Here is a 19,708-nt window from a genome sequence, read left to right as displayed (position 1 = left end):
ATGAATTTCATTCACAAACCATTAATGTCAGGCATAGCGATATGCCTGACATTTTTCGCATACTCCTGTGCTACACCGGAGAAGACGGAAAACAAGACAGACTTTACCGCATATGTAGATCCTTATATCGGATCGGGAGAACACGGACACGTATTTGTCGGGGCGAACGTTCCATTTGGAGCGGTTCAAGTAGGTCCTCAGAATATTTTTAAGGGATGGGACTGGTGTTCCGGTTATCATTACTCCGATAGTATCATTATCGGATTTAGTCATACGCATTTGAGCGGAACCGGATGTTCTGATCTGGGGGATATCCTTCTGATGCCTTATACGGGCGAGGTACGTACCGCCCGTGGCGAGCAAGATAATATAGAGGGAGCCGCTTCTTCCTATTATAAACATGCCAACGAAGCCGTAGCTCCGGGATATTACTCTTTGCTGATGGATAATGGCGTAAAAGCGGAGTTGACGGCAACCGAGCGTGTAGCCTTACATCGTTATACGTATCCGTCGGGAAGCGAGCATCGCCTCTTGATCAACTTGAAGGAAGGTATCGGTGATAAAGCGTATGACACTTATTTGAAGAAGATTGATGAGTACACGATCGAGGGGTACCGTTTTTCCAAAGGTTGGAGCCCACGTCACAAAGTGTTTTTTACTTTGAAATGTGATCAACCGATCGAGTTCTTAGCTGTATTCAATGATGATGAGGTCGTAGGTAATGATGAGTTGACGGGCAAGTCCGTTAAGGGAGTGATTACCTTTAAGGGAGATGCCCCGACCGCCTTGGTAAAGGTCGCTATCTCTTCCGTGAGTTGCGAGAATGCTTTGGCTAACTTACGTGCGGAGCTTTCTCATTGGGATTTCGACAAGGTTCGTAACGAGGCTATTGATAAATGGAATGATCAATTATCTTGTGTCTCCATCGATACGAAAGATGAGCGTGCCAAGAAAATTTTCTATACCGCCATGTACCATGCGTTTATCGCTCCGACATTGTATTGCGATGTGAATGGTGATTTCCGTGGCCATGATGATAAGGTGTATACGAACAATACTTGGAAGAACTATTCTACTTTCTCTTTATGGGATACCTATCGTACCTTGCATCCGTTGTTCACGATTATCAAGCCTCAATATGTGTCGGATTTGGTAAACTCGATGTTGAGCATTTATGACCAGCAAGAGAAATTACCGATCTGGCCGTTGATTGGTGGTGAGACGAACCAAATGCCGGGATATAGTGCTGTGCCTATTATTGCGGATGCTTATCTGAAAGGTTTTACCGGCTTTGATGCCGACCGTGCGTATCGTTATATGATTGCTTCCTCTGTTTATGAGAAACAAAATGGGGTGCCGTACGTGTTGGAAAAAGGTTATATCCCTTGTGATAAGGTGCGCGAGGCTACTTCTATTGCGATGGAATACGCCGCCGATGATTGGGGTATCGCTTTGATGGCGAAAAAAATGGGAAAAACGGAGGATTATCAGAATTACTTGAAACGGGGTAAGTACTATACGCAGTATTTTGATAAGGATATCAACTTTATCCGTCCGAAAATGGATGATGGTAGCTGGCGTACGCCGTACGATCCGATCCAGTCCGTACATAGCGTAGGTGATTTCTGTGAGGGAAATGGCTGGCATTATACATTCTTCGTACCTCAGCATCCGGAAGGCTTGATCGAGTTGATGGGTGGCGACGCTCCGTTTATCTCGAAACTGGATTCTTTGTTCTTGGTGGAAGGTGAGTTGGGAGAGAACGCCTCTCCGGATATCAGTGGCTTGATCGGTATGTATGCCCATGGAAATGAGCCGAGCCATCATGTTACTTACTTGTATCCTTATGCCGGCGAACAATGGAAGACAGCCGAGAAAGTTCGTTACATTCAAGATGTGTTCTATACCGACCAGCCTGAGGGCGTGATTGGAAATGAGGACTGTGGCCAGATGTCCGCTTGGCATATCATGTCTGCTTTGGGATTTTACCAAGTGAATCCTTCCAATGGCGTGTTCGTGTTCGGTAGCCCGTTATTCGATAAGGCTTCCGTTCATTTGCCGGAAGGTAAGACTTTTGAGGTCGTAGCCCAAAACAACAGCAAGGAGAATGTATATATCCAATCCGTGTTGTTAAATGGTAAACCTTATAACAATTCTTATATTCTGTATGATGATATCATGAAGGGAGGAAATCTTACCTTTGTGATGGGCAACACGCCGAATAAGGAATTCGGAGCTGCCCCGGAAAGTCGTCCGAAGACGGCTGAGTAACTAGCTCCCTTACCAGTGAGCGGTTTGCTCTGTTACCCGTTAGACGTTGTCTCACGGATTGCCGGGGAAAGTACCCGGCTGAGAAGCAAAGAATAATTAACGAATTAATAATCGACAAAATGAAGACAAAGTTTAAAACTTCGATGGCCCTTTTGGCTTCCGTCTTCCTATGGGTATCATGTACCAGTGGGGGAGGGACTTCTCCTTCTGCGATGGACCCGGTGGATTACGTGAATCCTTATATGGGAAACATCAGCCATTTATTGGTGCCTACTTTCCCGACCGTGCATTTGCCGAACAGTATGCTACGTGTATATCCGGAACGTGCGGACTTCACGGGCGACCGTCTGGGTGGTTTACCTATTATCGTGACAAACCATCGTGAGCGTTCTGCGTTCAATTTATGCCCTTATCAAGGTGACGAATCCGGCTTGCGCTCCGTGATCGCTTATAGCTATGACCGGGAGAAGATCCTGCCATACCGTTATCAGGTATATTTGGATAACGAGGAAATCGACGTAGATTTTGCCCCATCCCATCAAAGTGCCGTATATTCGCTCACTTTCGAGAAAGAGGGGCCAGCTTATTTGGTATTTAACAGCCGTAACGGACAGCTACAAGTAAATGGTAACGCTGTAAGCGGTTATCAATATATAGATAAGAAAACGAAAGTCTTTTTATATGCCGAGACGAACCAGAAGCCTGTGAAAGCGGGTGTATTGTCGGACGGCAGTGTCAAATATAATGAGACCTCCGTGGAAGGTACCAATGCCGCTGTCGCCCTTTCCTTCGGGGATGACGTGAAGAAACTTGGTGTTCGTTACGGTATCTCTTTTATCAGCGAGGAACAAGCGAAGAAGAACTTGGAGCGTGAGATTGCCGCTTACGACGTGGATGTGGTAGCGAAGATCGCTCACAATGATTGGAATGATGCTTTAGGTAAAATACAAGTACAAGGCGGCACCAAGGATGAGAAGACCGTATTCTATACCTCTTTATATCGTTGTTACGAACGCCCGATAAACTTGAGTGAGGACGGACACTATTATAGTGCTTTCGATGGAAAGATCCATGAGGATGGCGGACGGCCTTTCTATACGGACGACTGGATTTGGGATACCTACCGTGCTACGCATCCCTTGCGTGCCATGATCGATACCGAACGAGAGAATGATATTATCAACTCTTTCCTTTTGATGGCGGAGCAGATGGGTACCGACTGGATGCCTACCTTCCCGGAGGTGACAGGAGATACACGCCGTATGAACTCAAACCATGCCGTCGCTACCGTGATCGACGCTTACCGCAAGGGCTTGCGCGGGTTTGAGTTGGAAAAGGCTTATATCGCTTGCAAGAAAGGCATCGAGGAAAAGACCCTGATCCCGTGGTCTGCCGCTCCCGCCGGTTGGTTGGATGATTTCTACAAGGAACATGGCTATATTCCCGCATTGAGACCAGGAGAGAAAGAGACGGTGCCTAACGTATCCATTTGGGAAAAACGTCAGCCGATCGCTGTGACTTTAGGTACTTCTTATGATGAATGGTGTTTGTCTCAGATCGCTCAAGAATTGGGAAAGAAAGACGAGGCGGATTATTATCTGCGTCGTTCTTACAACTACCGGAATGTATTTAATCCGGAGACAGGTTTCTTCCATCCGAAAGATAAGGACGGTAAGTTTATCTATCCGTTGGACTACCGTTATGATGGCGGCCTAGGTGCCCGTGATTATTATGATGAGAATAACGGATATGTCTATCGTTGGGACGTACAGCATAATATCGGTGACTTGATCTCCTTGATCGGGGGTAATGAGGCGTTTACCTCTGCCTTGGATTCCATGTTCAATACGCCGCTGGGTATGTCTAAATGGCAATTCTATTCCACGCTTCCGGATCATACGGGTAACGTAGGTATGTTCTCTATGGCGAATGAGCCGAGTTTGCATATCCCGTACTTGTATAATTATGCGGGTAAGCCTTGGATGACTCAGAAACGTATCCGTACTTTATTGAATCAATGGTTCCGTAATGATTTGATGGGTGTGCCGGGTGATGAGGACGGTGGCGGTATGTCCGCTTTCGTTGTCTTCAGCCAAATGGGGTTCTATCCGGTGACTCCGGGTTCTCCTTCCTATAATATCGGTAGCCCGATGTTTACCGACGTGAAAGTGGATATGGGTAACGGCAATACGTTCGAGATCCGTGCGAATAATGCGTCCGATGAAAATAAATACGTACAATCCGCTAAGTTGAACGGTGTAATCTTGAACCAGCCTTGGTTTAATCATAGCGATATCGCCGCTGGTGGTTTGTTAGAGTTAGAGATGGGCCCGAAAGCGAACAAGGAATGGGGACTGGGAACCCCTCCTCCTTCTGCCGCTCCGATGCCTAAATAAATAAAAAGGGGGTCAGTTCACACAGTGACACACCCCCTTTTTTTATGATAAAGTTGATATTGCTTGTCAAACAAGGTTTCCAAAAGGAAATAATGTTCATAAACATTCTCGGCTATTTTCTATTCCAAATTTATTTGAAAACAAAAGTGAGTATAAACTTTGATTATTATTTGTTTTTGTGTTTATTATAATTACCGTGGCTTTAAAATAATTTTGTACGTTTGTAGACAGTTGAATCAAACTTGAAATTTATGGATAATAAGATTATATTGACGATAGGTCGCCAGTTCGGAAGCGGTGGCCGTGAGATTGGACAGCGTTTGGCGAAGGAGTTGGGTATCGGTTACTATGATAAGGAGCTGATTTCCGTGGCGGCCCGTGAGAGTGGATTATGCGAGGATGTTTTCGAGAAGGCGGACGAACGTGCCTCCAGTGGTTTGTCGTATGCTTTTACGATGGGGTACTCTTCTTTTATGGGAGGGATGTTTACGCCTTATAATGATATTTTGTCTAATGACGGTCTTTTTAAGATACAGAGTGACGCTATCCGTAAGTTGGCGGAGACGGAGTCGTGTGTGTTGGTAGGGCGTTGTGCCGATTATATCCTCCGGGATGATCCGGCTTGTTTGAGTTTCTTTATCCATAACTCGGTGGAGAGCCGGATCCAAAAGATCGTGGAAAGGCATGGTGTGACGGTGGAAGAGGCGAAGAACATGATGGAGAAGACGGATAAATCCCGTGCGGCTTACTATAATTATTATACGAATAAGACATGGGGAATGGCTTCTTCTTATAATTTCTCGATTGATGTATCCGTATTGGGGATTGACGAGACCGTAGAATTTATGAAAAGCTTTATCGAACGCAGATTGAACAAACGTCCGCCTCATTTCGGCTAAATATACAATGGGGCAATTACATTCTTGGCTGAATTTTTTGTACATTTGCCCCCGACTTTTCACATAGGGGTGCCCGGTTCGTACGGGCTGAGATTATACCCATCGAACCTGATCCGGGTAATGCCGGCGAAGGGAAAATAAGGTAGAACCAGGAAATAAAGGGGGCGTTACCTCTATGTGCTCCCTGATGTTTAAACTTTAATTAGTTATTTAAGATGGAACAGATTGTTTCAAGTGGAATCATTGACTCTTACTTCGAGAAGTTGAAGAGCAATTTGTCTGTGGATGTAGCGATCGTGGGAGGGGGACCTTCCGGTATCGTGGCCGCTTATTTCTTGGCGAAAAACGGTAAGAAGGTGGCGTTGTTTGATCGTAAGCTGGCTCCCGGTGGAGGTATGTGGGGCGGCGCTATGATGTTCAACGATATCGTGGTGCAGGAAGAGGCTATGCCGATCATCAAGGAATTGGGCGTAAGCTATAAGGAGGGTGCCAACGGTACGTATATCATGGATTCGGTACATACTACTTCCGCTTTGATTTATCAGGCGACGAAGGCGGGCGCTACGATCTTTAACTGCTATTCGGTAGAGGACGTGGTGTTTCATAACGATGCCGTAGCCGGTGTGGTAGTAAACTGGGCTCCGGTAATCCGTGAGGGAATGCACGTGGATCCGTTGACGATCATGGCAAAGACGGTCTTGGAAGGTACGGGCCATGATTGTGAGATCGCCCGTGTGGTAGCCCGTAAGAATGATATCCAATTGAATACACCGACCGGAGGAGTGATTGGTGAGCGTTCTTTGAACGTGGAGCTGGGTGAACAGACAACGGTGGAGAATACGAAGGAGATCTACCCCGGATTATTCGTTTCCGGTATGGCTGCTAATGGTGTAAGCGGTAGCTTCCGTATGGGACCGATCTTTGGCGGCATGCTGATGAGCGGTAAGAAGGCGGCTGAGTTGATCTGCGAAAAACTTGGGAATTGAAAATTGAGAATTGAGAATTATTGATTGTTGTATCTTTAATTCTCAATTCCTAATGGTTTTTCCTTGTCTCAAGAATAAAATCCCGCTATGATCAACGCCGTGGATAATCCCGTATAGAATACGGAAATAAAAGAATTCGGCAGTAAATGAACACACGATCGTGATTCTATTTAACGCAAACTTACAACATGCATGTAAAAAACGGAAAAATATCCTTATCTTTGTACCATGCGTGAGAAAATGAAACATAGGGTTGTACAATACGTGGTGCTGATGGCCGGCATCTTGGTATTGCTTTCTGTGGTTATCCCTCACCATCATCACCGGGACGGGATGCCCTGTTATCAATCCTTGACCTCGGAGCAAGCGCATGGCGATAAAAGCACTGATACGCATGATTGCGGTTGCGACGGGCATAATTTGGCCTATTTCAGTACGCATATTTCTCACTTTACGGATGGAGATGTGGATATACATCTGATGCCGTTACTTGTCTTATTTGATTACATTTATCCACCAGAACCGGCGTTTTGCGGACAGCTCCTTGAGCATGAGAACGCCCCATATATTGAGTCGCTGCACGACACTTGGATAGTGAGTGCCTCGGGACTTCGTGCCCCTCCTATGTCTTGATACCTCGTTTGTGAGAGCGGGTGAGGATCGACTTGCCCCTATCTATTTAGTATTAACGATATCAAGATTTTTTACACAATGAAGAAAATATATTTGGTAGGTGCGATGTGCGCTTACCTGTTTGCCGGTTGTGCGGGAAATGCGTCGCAAGCCGGATACGATGAGCATAATCATGAAGCAGAGGCTCACGATCACGATCATGACCACGAAGGCCATGACCACGACCACGAAGGTCACGATCATGAACATGAGGCCGGTGGTACCCATCCCGATGAGATCGTTTTTAAGAAAGCCTTGGCCGAGGCTGTTGGTTTACAAACCGTAACGGTTAATCCCGCTCCTTTCACGGATGTGATCAAGACGAGCGGACGAGTGATGGCGGCGCAAGGGGAGGAGTCCGTGATCGTCGCTACCGTCCCCGGCGTGATCTCGTTTGGCAGCTTGCCGTTCGTGGATGGTACGGCGGTACGTAAGGGACAGGCCGTGTTGAGTATCGCTTCCAACGCTCTCTCGGATGGAGACGTGGCGGCAAGGGCTAAATTCGCTTATGAGACAGCGAAAAAGGAATACGAGCGTATGCAAGCCTTGGTAGGCGATAAGATCGTATCCGCCAAGGATTTCGAGCAGGCCCGCTTGAATTACGAGAACGCCAAGGTCGCTTATGAGGCGATAGCGGGAAAACAGACGGCGAAAGGCGTGTCTGTAGTCTCTCCCTTGAACGGTTACTTGAAGAACATCCAAGTGAAAGAGGGTGATTATGTATCCGTAGGCCAGCCTTTGGCTACGATCTCGCAAAACAATCGTTTGGTATTGCGTGCGGACGTGTCTGAGAGGTATTACAACGATCTTCCCATGATCCAAACCGCTAATTTCATGACTCCGTATGATAACGCTCTCTATAAATTGTCTGATTTGCGTGGACGGTTGTTATCGTATGGAAAGGCTTCCGATATGAACTCTTTCTATGTACCGGTGACTTTCGAGTTCGATAATAAAGGAGCGGTTATCCCCGGTTCTTTCGTCGAGATCTTTTTGCTGACAAAGCCGATGGAGAATGTCTTGAGCGTGCCTGTCTCCGCCCTTATCGAGGAGCAGGGCATTTATTCGGTATTTATCCGTCTGGATGAGGAAGGCTATAAGAAGCAATGGGTGACGTTGGGAGCGAATAACGGCTCGGAGGTGCAGATCCTTTCCGGATTGAAGCCGGGCGATGAGGTCGTGACCCGTGGTGCTTACCAGATCAAGTTGTCTTCCGCTTCTAATGCGATACCGGCTCATAGCCATAGCCATTAATGGGAGGGACGTTGCATGTTAAATAAGATAATTTATTATTCATTGCACAACCGGTTAGTTATCTTGGTTTGTGCGCTATTGCTGATGATCTGGGGTACGTACACGGCGTTTAATACGGACGTGGATGTGTTCCCGGACTTGAACGCCCCAACGGTCGTGATCATGACCGAGGCGAACGGTATGGCTCCCGAGGAAGTGGAACGCTTGGTGACATTCCCTGTAGAGACTGCCGTGAACGGTGCGATGGATGTACGGCGTGTACGCTCCTCGTCTACCACCGGATTCTCCGTGGTTTGGGTAGAGTTTGATTGGGGTACGGATATTTACCGGGCTCGTCAGATCGTGTCCGAAAAACTGGCTGTCTTGGGTGAGAGCCTTCCCGGGAACGTAGGTAAACCGACCTTGGGTCCGCAGTCATCCATCTTGGGTGAGATGATGATTCTCGGTCTGACCGCCGATTCCACTTCTTTGCTGGATTTACGTACGATCGCCGACTGGACGATCCGTCCCCGTTTGTTGTCTACGGGCGGTGTGGCGCAGGTTGCCGTGATCGGTGGCGATATCAAGGAATACCAGATCTTGTTGGACCCGGCCCGCATGAAACACTACGGCGTGGGGTTGAACGAGGTATTGGATGTTTGCCGGAATATGAACCGGAACGCCAATGGTGGTGTATTGTATGAGTTCTCGAACGAATACATCATCCGAGGTGTCTTATCGACTTCGAAGGCGGAGGAGATCGCTCAGGGCGTGGTGAAGACCGTGAATGAGTATCCGATTACGCTGGGTGATATCGCTACGGTTAAGATCGGCGGTAAAAGCCCGAAGTTGGGAACCGCTTCCGAGCGAACGAAGCCGGCCGTATTGATTACCGTGACTAAACAGCCGGATACGAGTACGGAGAAGTTGACGGAGAAGCTGGACGAGATTGTCGTTGATTTGCGAAAGAACCTGCCGGCGGATGTACATGTATCTACGGATATATTCCGCCAGAGCCATTTTATTGATAACTCTATTAATAACGTAAAGAACAGTTTGTTCGAGGGTAGCTTCTTCGTGGTGATCGTCTTGTTCCTATTCTTGATGAATATACGTACGACGGTGATCTCGTTGGTAGCCTTGCCGTTATCCTTGCTGGTCTCTATTATCGTATTGCACTACATGGGCTTGACGATTAACACGATGAGCTTGGGCGGTATGGCGATCGCCATCGGCTCCTTGGTGGACGACGCCATCGTAGACGTGGAGAACGTGTATAAACGAATCCGGGAAAACCGGCTTTTGCCTCCGGATCAGCAACGCTCTACCTTGGAGGTGGTTTACGACGCTTCCCGTGAGGTGCGTATGCCGATCTTGAATTCTACCTTGATTATCGTGGTGAGTTTCGTGCCCTTGTTCTTCTTGAGTGGTATGGAAGGTCGTATGTTGGTTCCGCTGGGGATCGCTTTTATCGTGGCTTTGTTTGCCTCTACGGTGGTGGCGCTTACCTTGACACCGGTACTTTGTAGCTATTTGCTGAACCGGAAGGCGACGGGAATGAAGGAACTGCGTGAGGCTTGGGTAGCCCGGAAATTGAAAGTGGTCTATAAACGGGCCTTGGAGTTTGCGCTAGCTTATCAGAAAGAGGTGCTTGGTACCACGATCGCTTTGTTTGTGGTCGCCTTGGTGATCTTCTTTCATTTGGGACGTAGTTTCTTGCCCCCGTTCAATGAGGGTTCTTTTACGATCAACGTAAGCTCGCTTCCGGGAATTTCCTTGGATGAGTCAGACCAGATCGGACGCCGTGCGGAAGCGTTGCTGTTGCAAGTGCCCGAAATAAAGACCGTGGCCCGGAAGACCGGTCGTGCGGAATTGGATGAGCATGCCTTGGGCGTGAATGTCTCCGAGATCGAGGCTCCTTTCGAATTGCGAGACCGTAGCCGGGATGAGGTGATGAATGATGTCCGCAAGAAGTTATCTACGATCAGCGGCGCTAATATAGAGATCGGACAACCGATTTCCCACCGTATCGACGCTATGCTTTCCGGTACGGAGGCGAATATCGCTATCAAACTGTTTGGTACGGACTTGAACCTGATGTTTACGGTCGGTAACCAGATCAAAGCCGCTATCCAGACGATTCCGGGTCTGGTGGACTTGAAGGTGGAGCAGCAGATCGAGCGTCCGCAGTTGACGATCACCCCGAAACGTGAGTTGTTGGCTAAATATGGCATTCCCCTGCCGGAGTTCGAGGAATATATCAATGTGATGTTGGGAGGCGAGGCTGTAAGTCAGGTGTACGACGACGGCAAGAGCTTCGACCTGACCGTGAAGACCTCCGATGCCAGTCGTGCCACGATGGATGATATTAGCAATCTGATGATCGATGCCGCCGGACAGAAAGTGCCGCTAAGCTATGTGGCCGATATCCGTTCCGTGACCGGTCCGAATACGATCAACCGTGAGAATGTGCAACGTAAGATCGTGATTAGCGCCAATGTATCGGAACGTGACTTGCGGGGTGTCGTGAACGATATTCGGAACAAAGTGGATGAGAGTATTAAGCTTCCCGAGGGTTATCACATTGAGTATGGCGGTCAGTTCGAGAGCGAGGAGGCGGCTAGCCGTACGCTGTTATTGACGTCTCTTATGTCGTTATTGGTGATCTTCATGTTACTGTACAATGAGTTCAAGAACGTAAAGGAGAGTGGCGTGATCTTGTTGAACCTGCCGTTGGCGTTGATCGGTGGCGTGATTATCCTATGGCTAACTTCCGGCGAGATCAGTATCCCGGCGATTATCGGTTTCATTTCCTTGTTCGGTATCGCTACCCGAAACGGTATGCTGCTGATCAGCCACTATACGCATTTGCGTGGAGAGGGAATGGGATTGCGTGAGTCCGTGATACAAGGTTCCCTTGACCGTTTGAACCCGATCCTGATGACGGCGTTGAGTTCCGCCTTGGCGTTGATCCCGTTGGCGTTGAATGGCGATCTTCCCGGAAATGAGATCCAAAGCCCGATGGCGACGGTGATCTTGGGTGGTTTATTGACCTCTACGTTCTTAAACGGATTCATCATCCCGATTGTTTATCTGATAATGAACAAGAATAAAGAATAAGTTTTATGAAATCATATATTATAGTCGCCGCCTTGTCTGTATTGACAGGCGGCCTTTCCGCCCAGACTTCTATAGAGGATGTGCTCCGGAGCGTGGAGGCGAACAATAAGGATTTACAGGCGAACAGCCAGTTGGTCCAGTCGCAGAAGCTGGAGGCGAAGTTGGATAATAATTTGCCGGACCCTTCGGTCTCTTATTCGCATTTCTGGGGGAATAAAGAAGGGATGGGATTCACGGGCGAGTTCGTGGCTTCCCAAAGCTTTGATTTCCCGTCCGTATATGTCCGGAAGCATAAACTGACGAAAGCGAAATCCGCGGGTTTGGATCGTCAAGGGATGGCTTTTCGTCAGCAAATCTTGTTGCAGGTGAAAGAGGTTTGCCTAGATTTGGTGCTGTTGAACCAGCAGAAGAACCTATTGGATACCCGTCTTAGGAACGCTGAGCAACTTTCCGCTTTTTATGCGACTCGTTTGGAGAAAGGAGATGCGAATATCCTTGAGACAAACAAGATCGATCTGGAATTATTGAACGCCCGGACAGAGGCCCGGATGAACGAGACTTCCCGTATTGCCAAGTTGCAGGAGCTGGCGACCCTGAACGGCGGTATCGCTATCGAGTTTACGGATACGGTTTACACCTTGCCGGATAGGGAGGTGCTTTCCTTTGACGAGCTGCGAACGGAGGCGATGCAATCCGATCCGCAATTACAGACTTTGCGCAGCGACCAGACGACAGCCCTTCGGCAGGTGAGCGTGAATAAGGCGAAAGGTCTGCCCGGCTTTGAGCTGGGGTATCGTATGAATCCCGCCTCGGGTGGAGAGCGTTTCAATGGTTTCTTGGTGGGAATCACGATCCCGTTGTTCTCGAACCGTAATAACGTGAAACAGGCGAAGGCACAGGCCCGTTATACGGAGATACAGTTGGAGAGCGCTTCTTTCACGGTAGAGAATGGCTTGAGGCAGCTGTATGACCAGTCTGTCTCCTTAAAGAAATCGATCGATGAGTATAAGGATGTGCTGAAAAGGCAGAATAGCTTGGTCTTGTTGAACAAGGCTATACAGGCCGGGCAAATATCTATGATCGAGTATTTCGTAGATGTGACGACCTATTACCAAAGCGTGCAAAACTACCTGCAATTGCAAAACGAATACCAAAAGGTCATGGCGCAATTGTATAAGTATCGATTATGATAGGGAACACAACTGAGTTTTCTCTTGAACACAGTTGTGTTTATCCACAGATACAGTTGTGTTTTCTCACGAACACAACTGTGTTTTTACGTTCTCTAAGGATAGCTTAAAGTCACGGATCAATTCTATCATCACCTCTTCCACGGATAATTCCTCCCAGAATAAAGACGCTACCTGTCCGATCTCTAGCTCGCCTTCCTTTAGGTCGCCCTCGAAGATTCCTTTCTTGGCACGTCCTTTGCCCAATAACTCACGTAATTCTTCCACGGACGCTCCCCGGGCTTCCGCTTCTTCCACAGCCGTGGCGAAATCTCCTTTTACCAGACGGGTAGGAGACAGTTTCTTTAATAATAACTTCGTATCGCCTTCCTTAAGATTTAAGCACAGTTTCTTGAAATTCTCGTGTGCCGAGCTTTCTTTGGTCAGGGCAAAACGAGTACCTATCTGTACGCCATCGGCCCCTAGTGCGAGTGCCGCCAGCATCGCTTGACCGTTTCCGATACCTCCTGCCGCCAGAAGTGGGAGAGAGGTCGCTTTCCGGACAGCGGGGATCAGGCACATCGTGGTTGTTTCCTCCCGTCCGTTGTGTCCGCCAGCCTCGAAGCCTTCGGCAACGATGGCGTCCACTCCGGCCTCTTCGCATTTCATGGCGAATTTAGAGCTGCTTACCACGTGAGCGACCGTCATGCCCTGATCCTTCAAATACTTTGTCCATGTTTTCGGGTTGCCGGCGGAGGTAAATACGATCTTCACTTTTTCCTCCACCAATATTCGCATCAAGGTATCGATTTCCGGGTACATCAGCGGGACATTCACGCCAAAAGGCTTGTCGGTCGCCGCCTCGCACTTACGGATATGTTCCCGAAGCACTTCAGGATGCATGGAACCTGCCCCGATCAACCCTAATCCACCTGCGTTACTAACCGCTGAGGCCAGCCGCCAACCACTACACCATACCATCCCCCCCTGTATGATCGGATACTGAATACCCAAAAGACTACAAATTCGATTCATATTATTTCTTGCGTTAATCTCGCTAAAATTAGTGAACTATTTTTATTGGAACAACATTTTCTTTGCCAAGGTTGTCGAATAGGCATATTGAAATAGAATTGTAACGCAAAACTTCGTTATCTTTGTCCATTGTAATTCTAATATAACAATGGCATGAATAAAACGCTTATGGCCGCAGGTTTAGCGGTTGTTTTGGGAGCTTGCTCCTCCTCAAGGAAAAGCGATGTAGTGGAAAGCGCTACACCCAATCCGTTTTTTGCGGAGTATACGACACCGTTCGGGGTGCCTCCGTTTGACCAAATAGAGGTGGCTCATTACAAGCCGGCTCTTTTGAAAGGCATGGAAGAGCAGTCGAAGGAGATCGAGGCGATCGTGACAAATCCGGATGCGCCGACATTCGAGAATACGATCGTGGCCTTAGATCGAAGTGGAGAGTTGCTTACTAAAGTAATGTATGCTTTCGGTGGTCAATCCAGTGTGAATACCACAGACGAGATCCAAGAGCTCGAACGTGAGCTTTATCCCCTATTATCCAAGCATTCGGATGATATCAGTTTAAATCCCAAACTTTTCGCTAGGGTGAAATCCGTATATGAGAATCAGGCGAGCTTCCATCTGGATAAGGAACAGAAGAAGCTGCTGGAAGAAACCTATAAGAGCTTTGTCCGAGGAGGAGCCAATCTGCCGGAGGATAAGCAGGCGAAGTTGCGTGAGCTGAACGAGAAAATATCTATGCTCCAACTTACTTTCGGACAGAATACCTTGAAAGAGACCAACGCTTTCCAATTGGTGATCGATAATAAAGAGGACTTATCTGGCCTTCCGGAGGACGTGATCGTCAAGGCGGCGCAAACGGCCCAAGAGAGTGGTTTGGATGGTAAGTGGGTGTTTACCCTTCATAATCCGAGTGTGATGCCTTTTCTTCAATACGCCGATAAGCGTGATTTGCGAGAGAAGATCTTTAAGGCATATACGAATCGGGGCAACAATAATAATGAGAATGATAATAAAGAGGTCGTTAAGCAATTGGTTACCGCTCGTCTGGAGAAAGCCCGATTGATGGGATATGAGGATTATGCCGCATTCGTATTGGAAGAGAATATGGCGAAGAACGAGAAGAACGTGTACGACTTGCTCGATAAGATCTGGCCGTCCGCCTTGGCGAAAGCGAAAGAGGAATTGGCCGATATCAACGCCGAGATCAAGAAAGAAGGCGGTAATTTCGAGGCCGAGGGCTGGGACTGGCGTTATTATTTCGAGAAAGCCAAGAAAGCGAAATATAACTTGGATGAGAACGAGATGCGTCCTTATTTTGAGTTGGGACATGTACGTGAGGGTATCTTCTATGTAGCCAATAAGTTATACGGTATCACGTTTACCGAGATCAAGGACATCCCGAAACCGGACCCCGACGCTCTCGCTTTCGAGTGCAAGGATAAAGGGGGTACGCATCTGGGCGTGCTGTATATGGATTTCTTTACCCGTCCGGGCAAAGGAGGTGGCGCATGGTGCGGCGGTTACCGTTCGCAAACGTATAAAGATGGGAAACGGGTAGCCCCGGTGGTTACTACCGTATTTAATTTCAGTAAACCGGCGGAGGGACAACCGGCGCTTTTGACGGCTGACGAGACCGAGACCGTATTCCATGAGTTCGGTCATGCCTTGCACGGTTTATTCTGCGACGTTCATTATTATGGCGTGTCCGACGTGCCTCGTGATTTCGTGGAGTTACCCTCGCAAGTAGATGAGCATTGGGCCGTAGAGCCGGAGGTGTTGAAAGTGTACGCTAAACATTACCAGACCGGCGAGGTTATACCGCAAGCTCTTGTAGACAAGATGATCAAGAGTGGGAAGTATGGACAAGGCTTCGCTACGACGGAGTATTTGGCCGCCTCTTATCTGGATATGGATTATCATGTATTGAAAGAAGTTCATGAGGGAGCCGATATCGAGAAGTTCGAGGCTTATGTATTGGGCGAGCGTGGCTTGATCCGTCAGATACCGTCTCGTTATCGCTCCACTTATTTCGGGCATACGATGGAAGGTGGATATACCGCCGGCTATTATAGCTATATCTGGGCGGAAGTGTTGGATTGCGACGCTTTCCAAGCTTATAAGGAGACGGGTGATATCTTCAACCCGGAGGTTGCCTCTAAATTCCGTAAATACGTACTGGCCCCGGGCGGCATCGAAGACGCTATGGACATGTACGTGAATTTCCGTGGTAAACAACCAAGTATCGATCCGTTGTTGGAGAACAGAGGGCTAAAATGAGAAGAATAACTCATAAATCATAACTCATAAATCAAAAATCAGTAAAGATGAAACAATTAATTATGGTAGCAGGATTAGCTGTTATGCTTACTGCCTGCGGTACTTCCGAAAAGAAGACTGTGGAAGGGGAGAACCCGTTCTTTGCGGAATATACGACCCCGTTTGGTGTTCCTCCTTTTGATCAAATCAAGTTCGAGCATTACAAACCGGCCCTATTGCAAGGTATGGAGGAGGGACGTAAGGAGATCGAGGCGATCGTGAATAACCCGGAGGAACCGACATTCGAGAATACGATTGTCGCTTTGGATGAGCAGGGTGCGTTGCTGCGGAAGGTCCAGATCGTTTTCGGTGGACAGAATAGCGTGAATACGAATGATGAGATGCAGGCGTTAAGCCGTGAGATGTCGCCGCTATTGTCAAAATATAGTGATGATATCAACTTGAATCCGAAATTATTCGCTCGTGTGAAGGCGGTATACGATAAGAAGGATGAGTTAGGTCTCGATAAGGAGCAAACGAAATTGTTGGAGGAGACTTATAAGGACTTCGTCCGGGGTGGCGCTAATCTTTCCGCTGAGGATCAGGCTAAATTGCGTGAGTTGAATAGCAAGATCTCCATGTTACAGCTTACTTTCGGACAGAATATGCTGAAGGAGACGAACGCTTTCAAATTGGTGATCGACAAGCAGGAGGATCTTTCCGGTTTGCCCGAGACCTTGATCGCTAACGCCGCTCAAGCGGCTAAGGATGCCGGTATGGAAGGTAAATGGGTATTTACCTTGCAGAACCCGAGCGTGATGCCGTTCTTGCAATATTCCGATAAACGTGAGTTGCGTGAGAAAATCTTCAACGCTTATATCAACCGTGGCAATAACAATAACGAGAACGATAACAAGGAAGTGGTTCGTGATTTGGTTGCCGCTCGTTTGGCGAAAGCGAAGTTGATGGGCTATGATGATTACGCTTCTTTCGTGTTGGAGGATCGTATGGCGAAAAGCTCGGATAAGGTTTATCAATTGTTAGATGAGGTTTGGAAGCCTGCTTTGGCGAAAGCGAAAGATGAGTTGGCCGATATAAACGCCGAGATCAAGAAAGAAGGCGGCGATTTCGAGGCCGAGGGCTGGGATTGGCGTTATTATTTCGAGAAGGCCAAGAAGGCTAAATTCAATTTGGATGAGAATGAGGTTCGTCCTTACTTGAAGTTGGATAATGTGCGCGAGGGTGCTTTCTATGTAGCTAATAAGTTATATGGTATCACGTTCACCCCGATCCGTAATATCCCGTTGCCTTATCCGGAAGCGCAGGCTTTTGAGTGCAAAGATAAGGATGGCTCTCATTTAGGCGTTATTTATTTTGACTTCTTCCCTCGTGCCAGCAAGCGTGGTGGCGCATGGTGCGGTTCTTATCGTCCGCAGGCTTATAAGGATGGCAAGCGTGTGGCTCCGGTCGTAACGATCGTTTGCAACTTTAGCCAGCCGGCTCCGGGACAACCTGCGTTGTTGAGTGCCGATGAGGCGAATACATTGTTCCATGAGTTCGGTCATGGTTTGCATGGCTTGTTCCGTGACGTGCATTACTCGGGTGTTTCCGGTGTTCCCCGTGATTTCGTGGAGTTGCCTTCACAGGTGATGGAGCATTGGGTATTCGAGCCGGAAGTATTGAAGGTGTACGCTAAGCATTACCAGACTGGCGAGGTGATTCCGGCCGAGTTGATCGAGAAGCTGGATAAGAGCGGTAAGTACGGACAAGGTTTCGCTACGACGGAGTATCTGGCGGCTTCTTATCTGGATATGGATTTCCATGCGGTCAGTGGTGATGCGGCGGATAAGAAAGTGATCAAGTTTGTTGACCAGACGAATAATGTTCCGGCCAACTTGAACGTGATGGATTTCGAACAACAGACGTTAGGCCGTCGTGGTTTGCTGAAGCAAATCCCTTCCCGTTACCGTACGACTTACTTCAACCATACGATGGGGGGCGGCTACACCGCCGGCTATTATAGCTACATCTGGGCCGAGGTATTGGATTGCGACGCTTTCGAGGCATTTAAGGAAACCGGCGACATCTTTAACCAAGAATGTGCCGATAAATTCCGTAAATATGTCCTGACCCCGGGTGGTATCGACGACGCTATGGATATGTACAAAAACTTCCGTGGCAAAGAACCGGGTACGGATCCGTTGCTGAAGAATAGAGGACTGAAATAATCTAGAAATGGAGATTTTATAAAGGCGGACCGGTTGGTTCGCCTTTTTTGTATATGCTTAGCTTCCCGGATCTGTATTACATTTGCTGAGTTTTATCACGTAAAAATAGCGATAGTATGGAGAAAAAGGATTTAGTAGAAGGAATGAGGCTGTATATTTATAAGTTGCGTATGGATGGACGTTATTCCACGGCGAAGAGCTATCAGGATGCATTAAACTCATTCATGCGGTTTTATGGGTTGGAGGTAATTCCCTATATCTATGTCAATAAGGAGAACCTTCGGCGTTATCAGGTCTTTTTGTTGAATAGAGGATGTACATGGAACACGGTGTCGACTTATATGCGCCGGATCCGTTGTGTGTACAACATGGCGGTGGAGGAAGGGCTGACCCCCTATATCCCTTATTTATTTAAGGGAGTTTTCACGGGTATAGAGAGCAAGCGCAAAAAGGCGTTGCCACAGGATTTATTACGTTCTCTGATGACGGCACCATTAGATGATCCGGAACTCAGAAAAACACGGCAGGCATTATGCCTGATGTTCCAGTTTTGCGGTATGGCATTCGTGGATTTCGCTCATCTGAAAAAGGAGAATGTCCGGGGTGGGGTTTTGGAATATAAACGCCAGAAAACGGGTACTCCGATGCTTATAGAGGTACAATCTACCGCATGGGAGTCGCTGAGGGAACTGTCAAGTGATGTAGGTAAGGACTCACCCTATTTGTTTCCTTTCTTGAAGGGGATGAAAGTGGGAAAAGAAGCCTATAAGGAGTACACTTCCGCTTTGGCCCATTTTAATCGGAACTTGAAGAGGTTGGCGAGAGCCTGTGGTGTGTCTATCCCGATCACCTCATATTCGATCCGTCATTCTTTTGCGATGATTTTGAAGGAACAGGATGTCCCGATCGAGATGATCAGCGAACTATTGGGCCATAAATCGATCAAGACTACACAAATCTATTTGAAAAGTTTCTCGTTAGAAAAGATGTCTGCGGTGAATAAAATTTGTTTTGAGAGTGTGTACAATCATGTACCGAAAGTAGGGTAAAGGGAGTAGGCTACTTGGGGAGTAGCGTATTCTTTCACGGCGCAAATGTAGTAAAAAATAAGTAAAAACAAGCAAACAACTACGCTTGTTTACTCATTGTTTGCGTTAGATCCTCTCTATTCTTTGATTTTTCCATTTTGTCCTAGACGTACAGACATGGTGATGCTGGTGAAACGACCTCTTGTTCCCTGTGTCATTCCACCATGCCTTATAACCTGTGTGTATTCCAGTAGAGACAGGGCATGCCCAGTCTCCCCTTCTCCCCATGGTATTTAGAGTTACTCCCAGACGGCCGTATACGGAGCGTGCTCCGTCTCGACGGCCGGTTAACAGCCGTCTCGGACCTTTTAGGCTACTCCCCAAGTAGCCTGATATTTCAAGGTATGGCAATTTTCAG

Annotated in this window: 12 protein-coding genes and 1 riboswitch; of the genes, 11 read left to right on the top strand and 1 reads right to left on the bottom strand. The window is 47.7% G+C overall.

Annotated features, from left to right (window positions below; all coding sequences use genetic code 11):
• The 8 genes from E5342_RS14430 to E5342_RS14395 all read left to right on the top strand — a co-directional run bounded on the left by E5342_RS14430 (position 1) and on the right by E5342_RS14395 (position 12,767).
• Positions 1–2,271 (top strand): GH92 family glycosyl hydrolase, encoded by a 2,271-nt coding sequence (locus tag E5342_RS14430; RefSeq protein WP_135959644.1) that lies wholly within the window; start codon positions 1–3, stop codon positions 2,269–2,271.
• Positions 2,272–2,390: 119 nt separating this feature from the next.
• Positions 2,391–4,667 carry a GH92 family glycosyl hydrolase gene (locus tag E5342_RS14425; protein ID WP_135959643.1) on the top strand — a complete coding sequence of 759 codons (2,277 nt, stop codon included), beginning with the start codon at positions 2,391–2,393 and terminating at the stop codon, positions 4,665–4,667.
• Positions 4,668–4,918: 251 nt separating this feature from the next.
• Entirely contained in the window at positions 4,919–5,566 is a 648-nt protein-coding gene (locus E5342_RS14420) for an AAA family ATPase (protein ID WP_121737121.1), read from the top strand.
• 55 nt (positions 5,567–5,621) lie between these two features.
• Positions 5,622–5,718, top strand: a riboswitch (TPP riboswitch).
• Positions 5,719–5,781: 63 nt separating this feature from the next.
• A complete protein-coding gene (locus E5342_RS14415; protein ID WP_121737122.1) occupies positions 5,782–6,552 on the top strand; it encodes a sulfide-dependent adenosine diphosphate thiazole synthase in 771 nt (256 codons plus the stop codon).
• 228 nt (positions 6,553–6,780) lie between these two features.
• Positions 6,781–7,185, top strand: coding sequence for a DUF6769 family protein (locus E5342_RS14410; RefSeq protein WP_121737123.1), 405 nt, complete (start codon positions 6,781–6,783; stop codon positions 7,183–7,185).
• Positions 7,186–7,263: 78 nt separating this feature from the next.
• Complete coding sequence (locus E5342_RS14405; protein WP_121737124.1) at positions 7,264–8,478, top strand: efflux RND transporter periplasmic adaptor subunit; 1,215 nt, start codon at positions 7,264–7,266, stop codon at positions 8,476–8,478.
• A 15-nt stretch (positions 8,479–8,493) separates the two neighbouring features.
• Complete coding sequence (locus tag E5342_RS14400; protein WP_135959642.1) at positions 8,494–11,577, top strand: efflux RND transporter permease subunit; 3,084 nt, start codon at positions 8,494–8,496, stop codon at positions 11,575–11,577.
• 5 nt (positions 11,578–11,582) lie between these two features.
• A complete protein-coding gene (locus tag E5342_RS14395) occupies positions 11,583–12,767 on the top strand; it encodes a TolC family protein (RefSeq protein ID WP_121737126.1) in 1,185 nt (394 codons plus the stop codon).
• 66 nt (positions 12,768–12,833) lie between these two features.
• Here E5342_RS14395 and E5342_RS14390 read toward each other — a convergent pair whose 3' ends face one another.
• On the bottom strand, positions 12,834–13,781 hold the full coding sequence (locus E5342_RS14390; protein ID WP_121737127.1) for an NAD(P)H-dependent flavin oxidoreductase: 948 nt from the start codon (positions 13,779–13,781) through the stop codon (positions 12,834–12,836).
• Between the two features lie 153 nt (positions 13,782–13,934).
• Between E5342_RS14390 and E5342_RS14385 the strand changes: the two genes are divergently transcribed.
• The 3 genes from E5342_RS14385 (at position 13,935) to E5342_RS14375 (ending at position 19,311) form a co-directional block, all read left to right on the top strand.
• Positions 13,935–16,055 (top strand): M3 family metallopeptidase, encoded by a 2,121-nt coding sequence (locus E5342_RS14385; RefSeq protein WP_121737128.1) that lies wholly within the window; start codon positions 13,935–13,937, stop codon positions 16,053–16,055.
• A gap of 47 nt (positions 16,056–16,102) precedes the next feature.
• On the top strand, positions 16,103–18,262 hold the full coding sequence (locus E5342_RS14380; protein ID WP_121737129.1) for a M3 family metallopeptidase: 2,160 nt from the start codon (positions 16,103–16,105) through the stop codon (positions 18,260–18,262).
• Positions 18,263–18,378: 116 nt separating this feature from the next.
• Entirely contained in the window at positions 18,379–19,311 is a 933-nt protein-coding gene (locus E5342_RS14375) for a tyrosine-type recombinase/integrase (protein ID WP_121737130.1), read from the top strand.
• Positions 19,312–19,708: the final 397 nt, after the last annotated feature.

Origin of the sequence: Parabacteroides distasonis (genome assembly GCF_004793765.1) — a bacterium.
In the GTDB taxonomy this organism is placed as follows: Bacteria; Bacteroidota; Bacteroidia; order Bacteroidales; family Tannerellaceae; genus Parabacteroides; species Parabacteroides distasonis_A.
The sequence above is the reverse complement of the archived record's forward strand: the minus strand, read 5'-3'. Positions and strand labels throughout refer to the sequence as shown.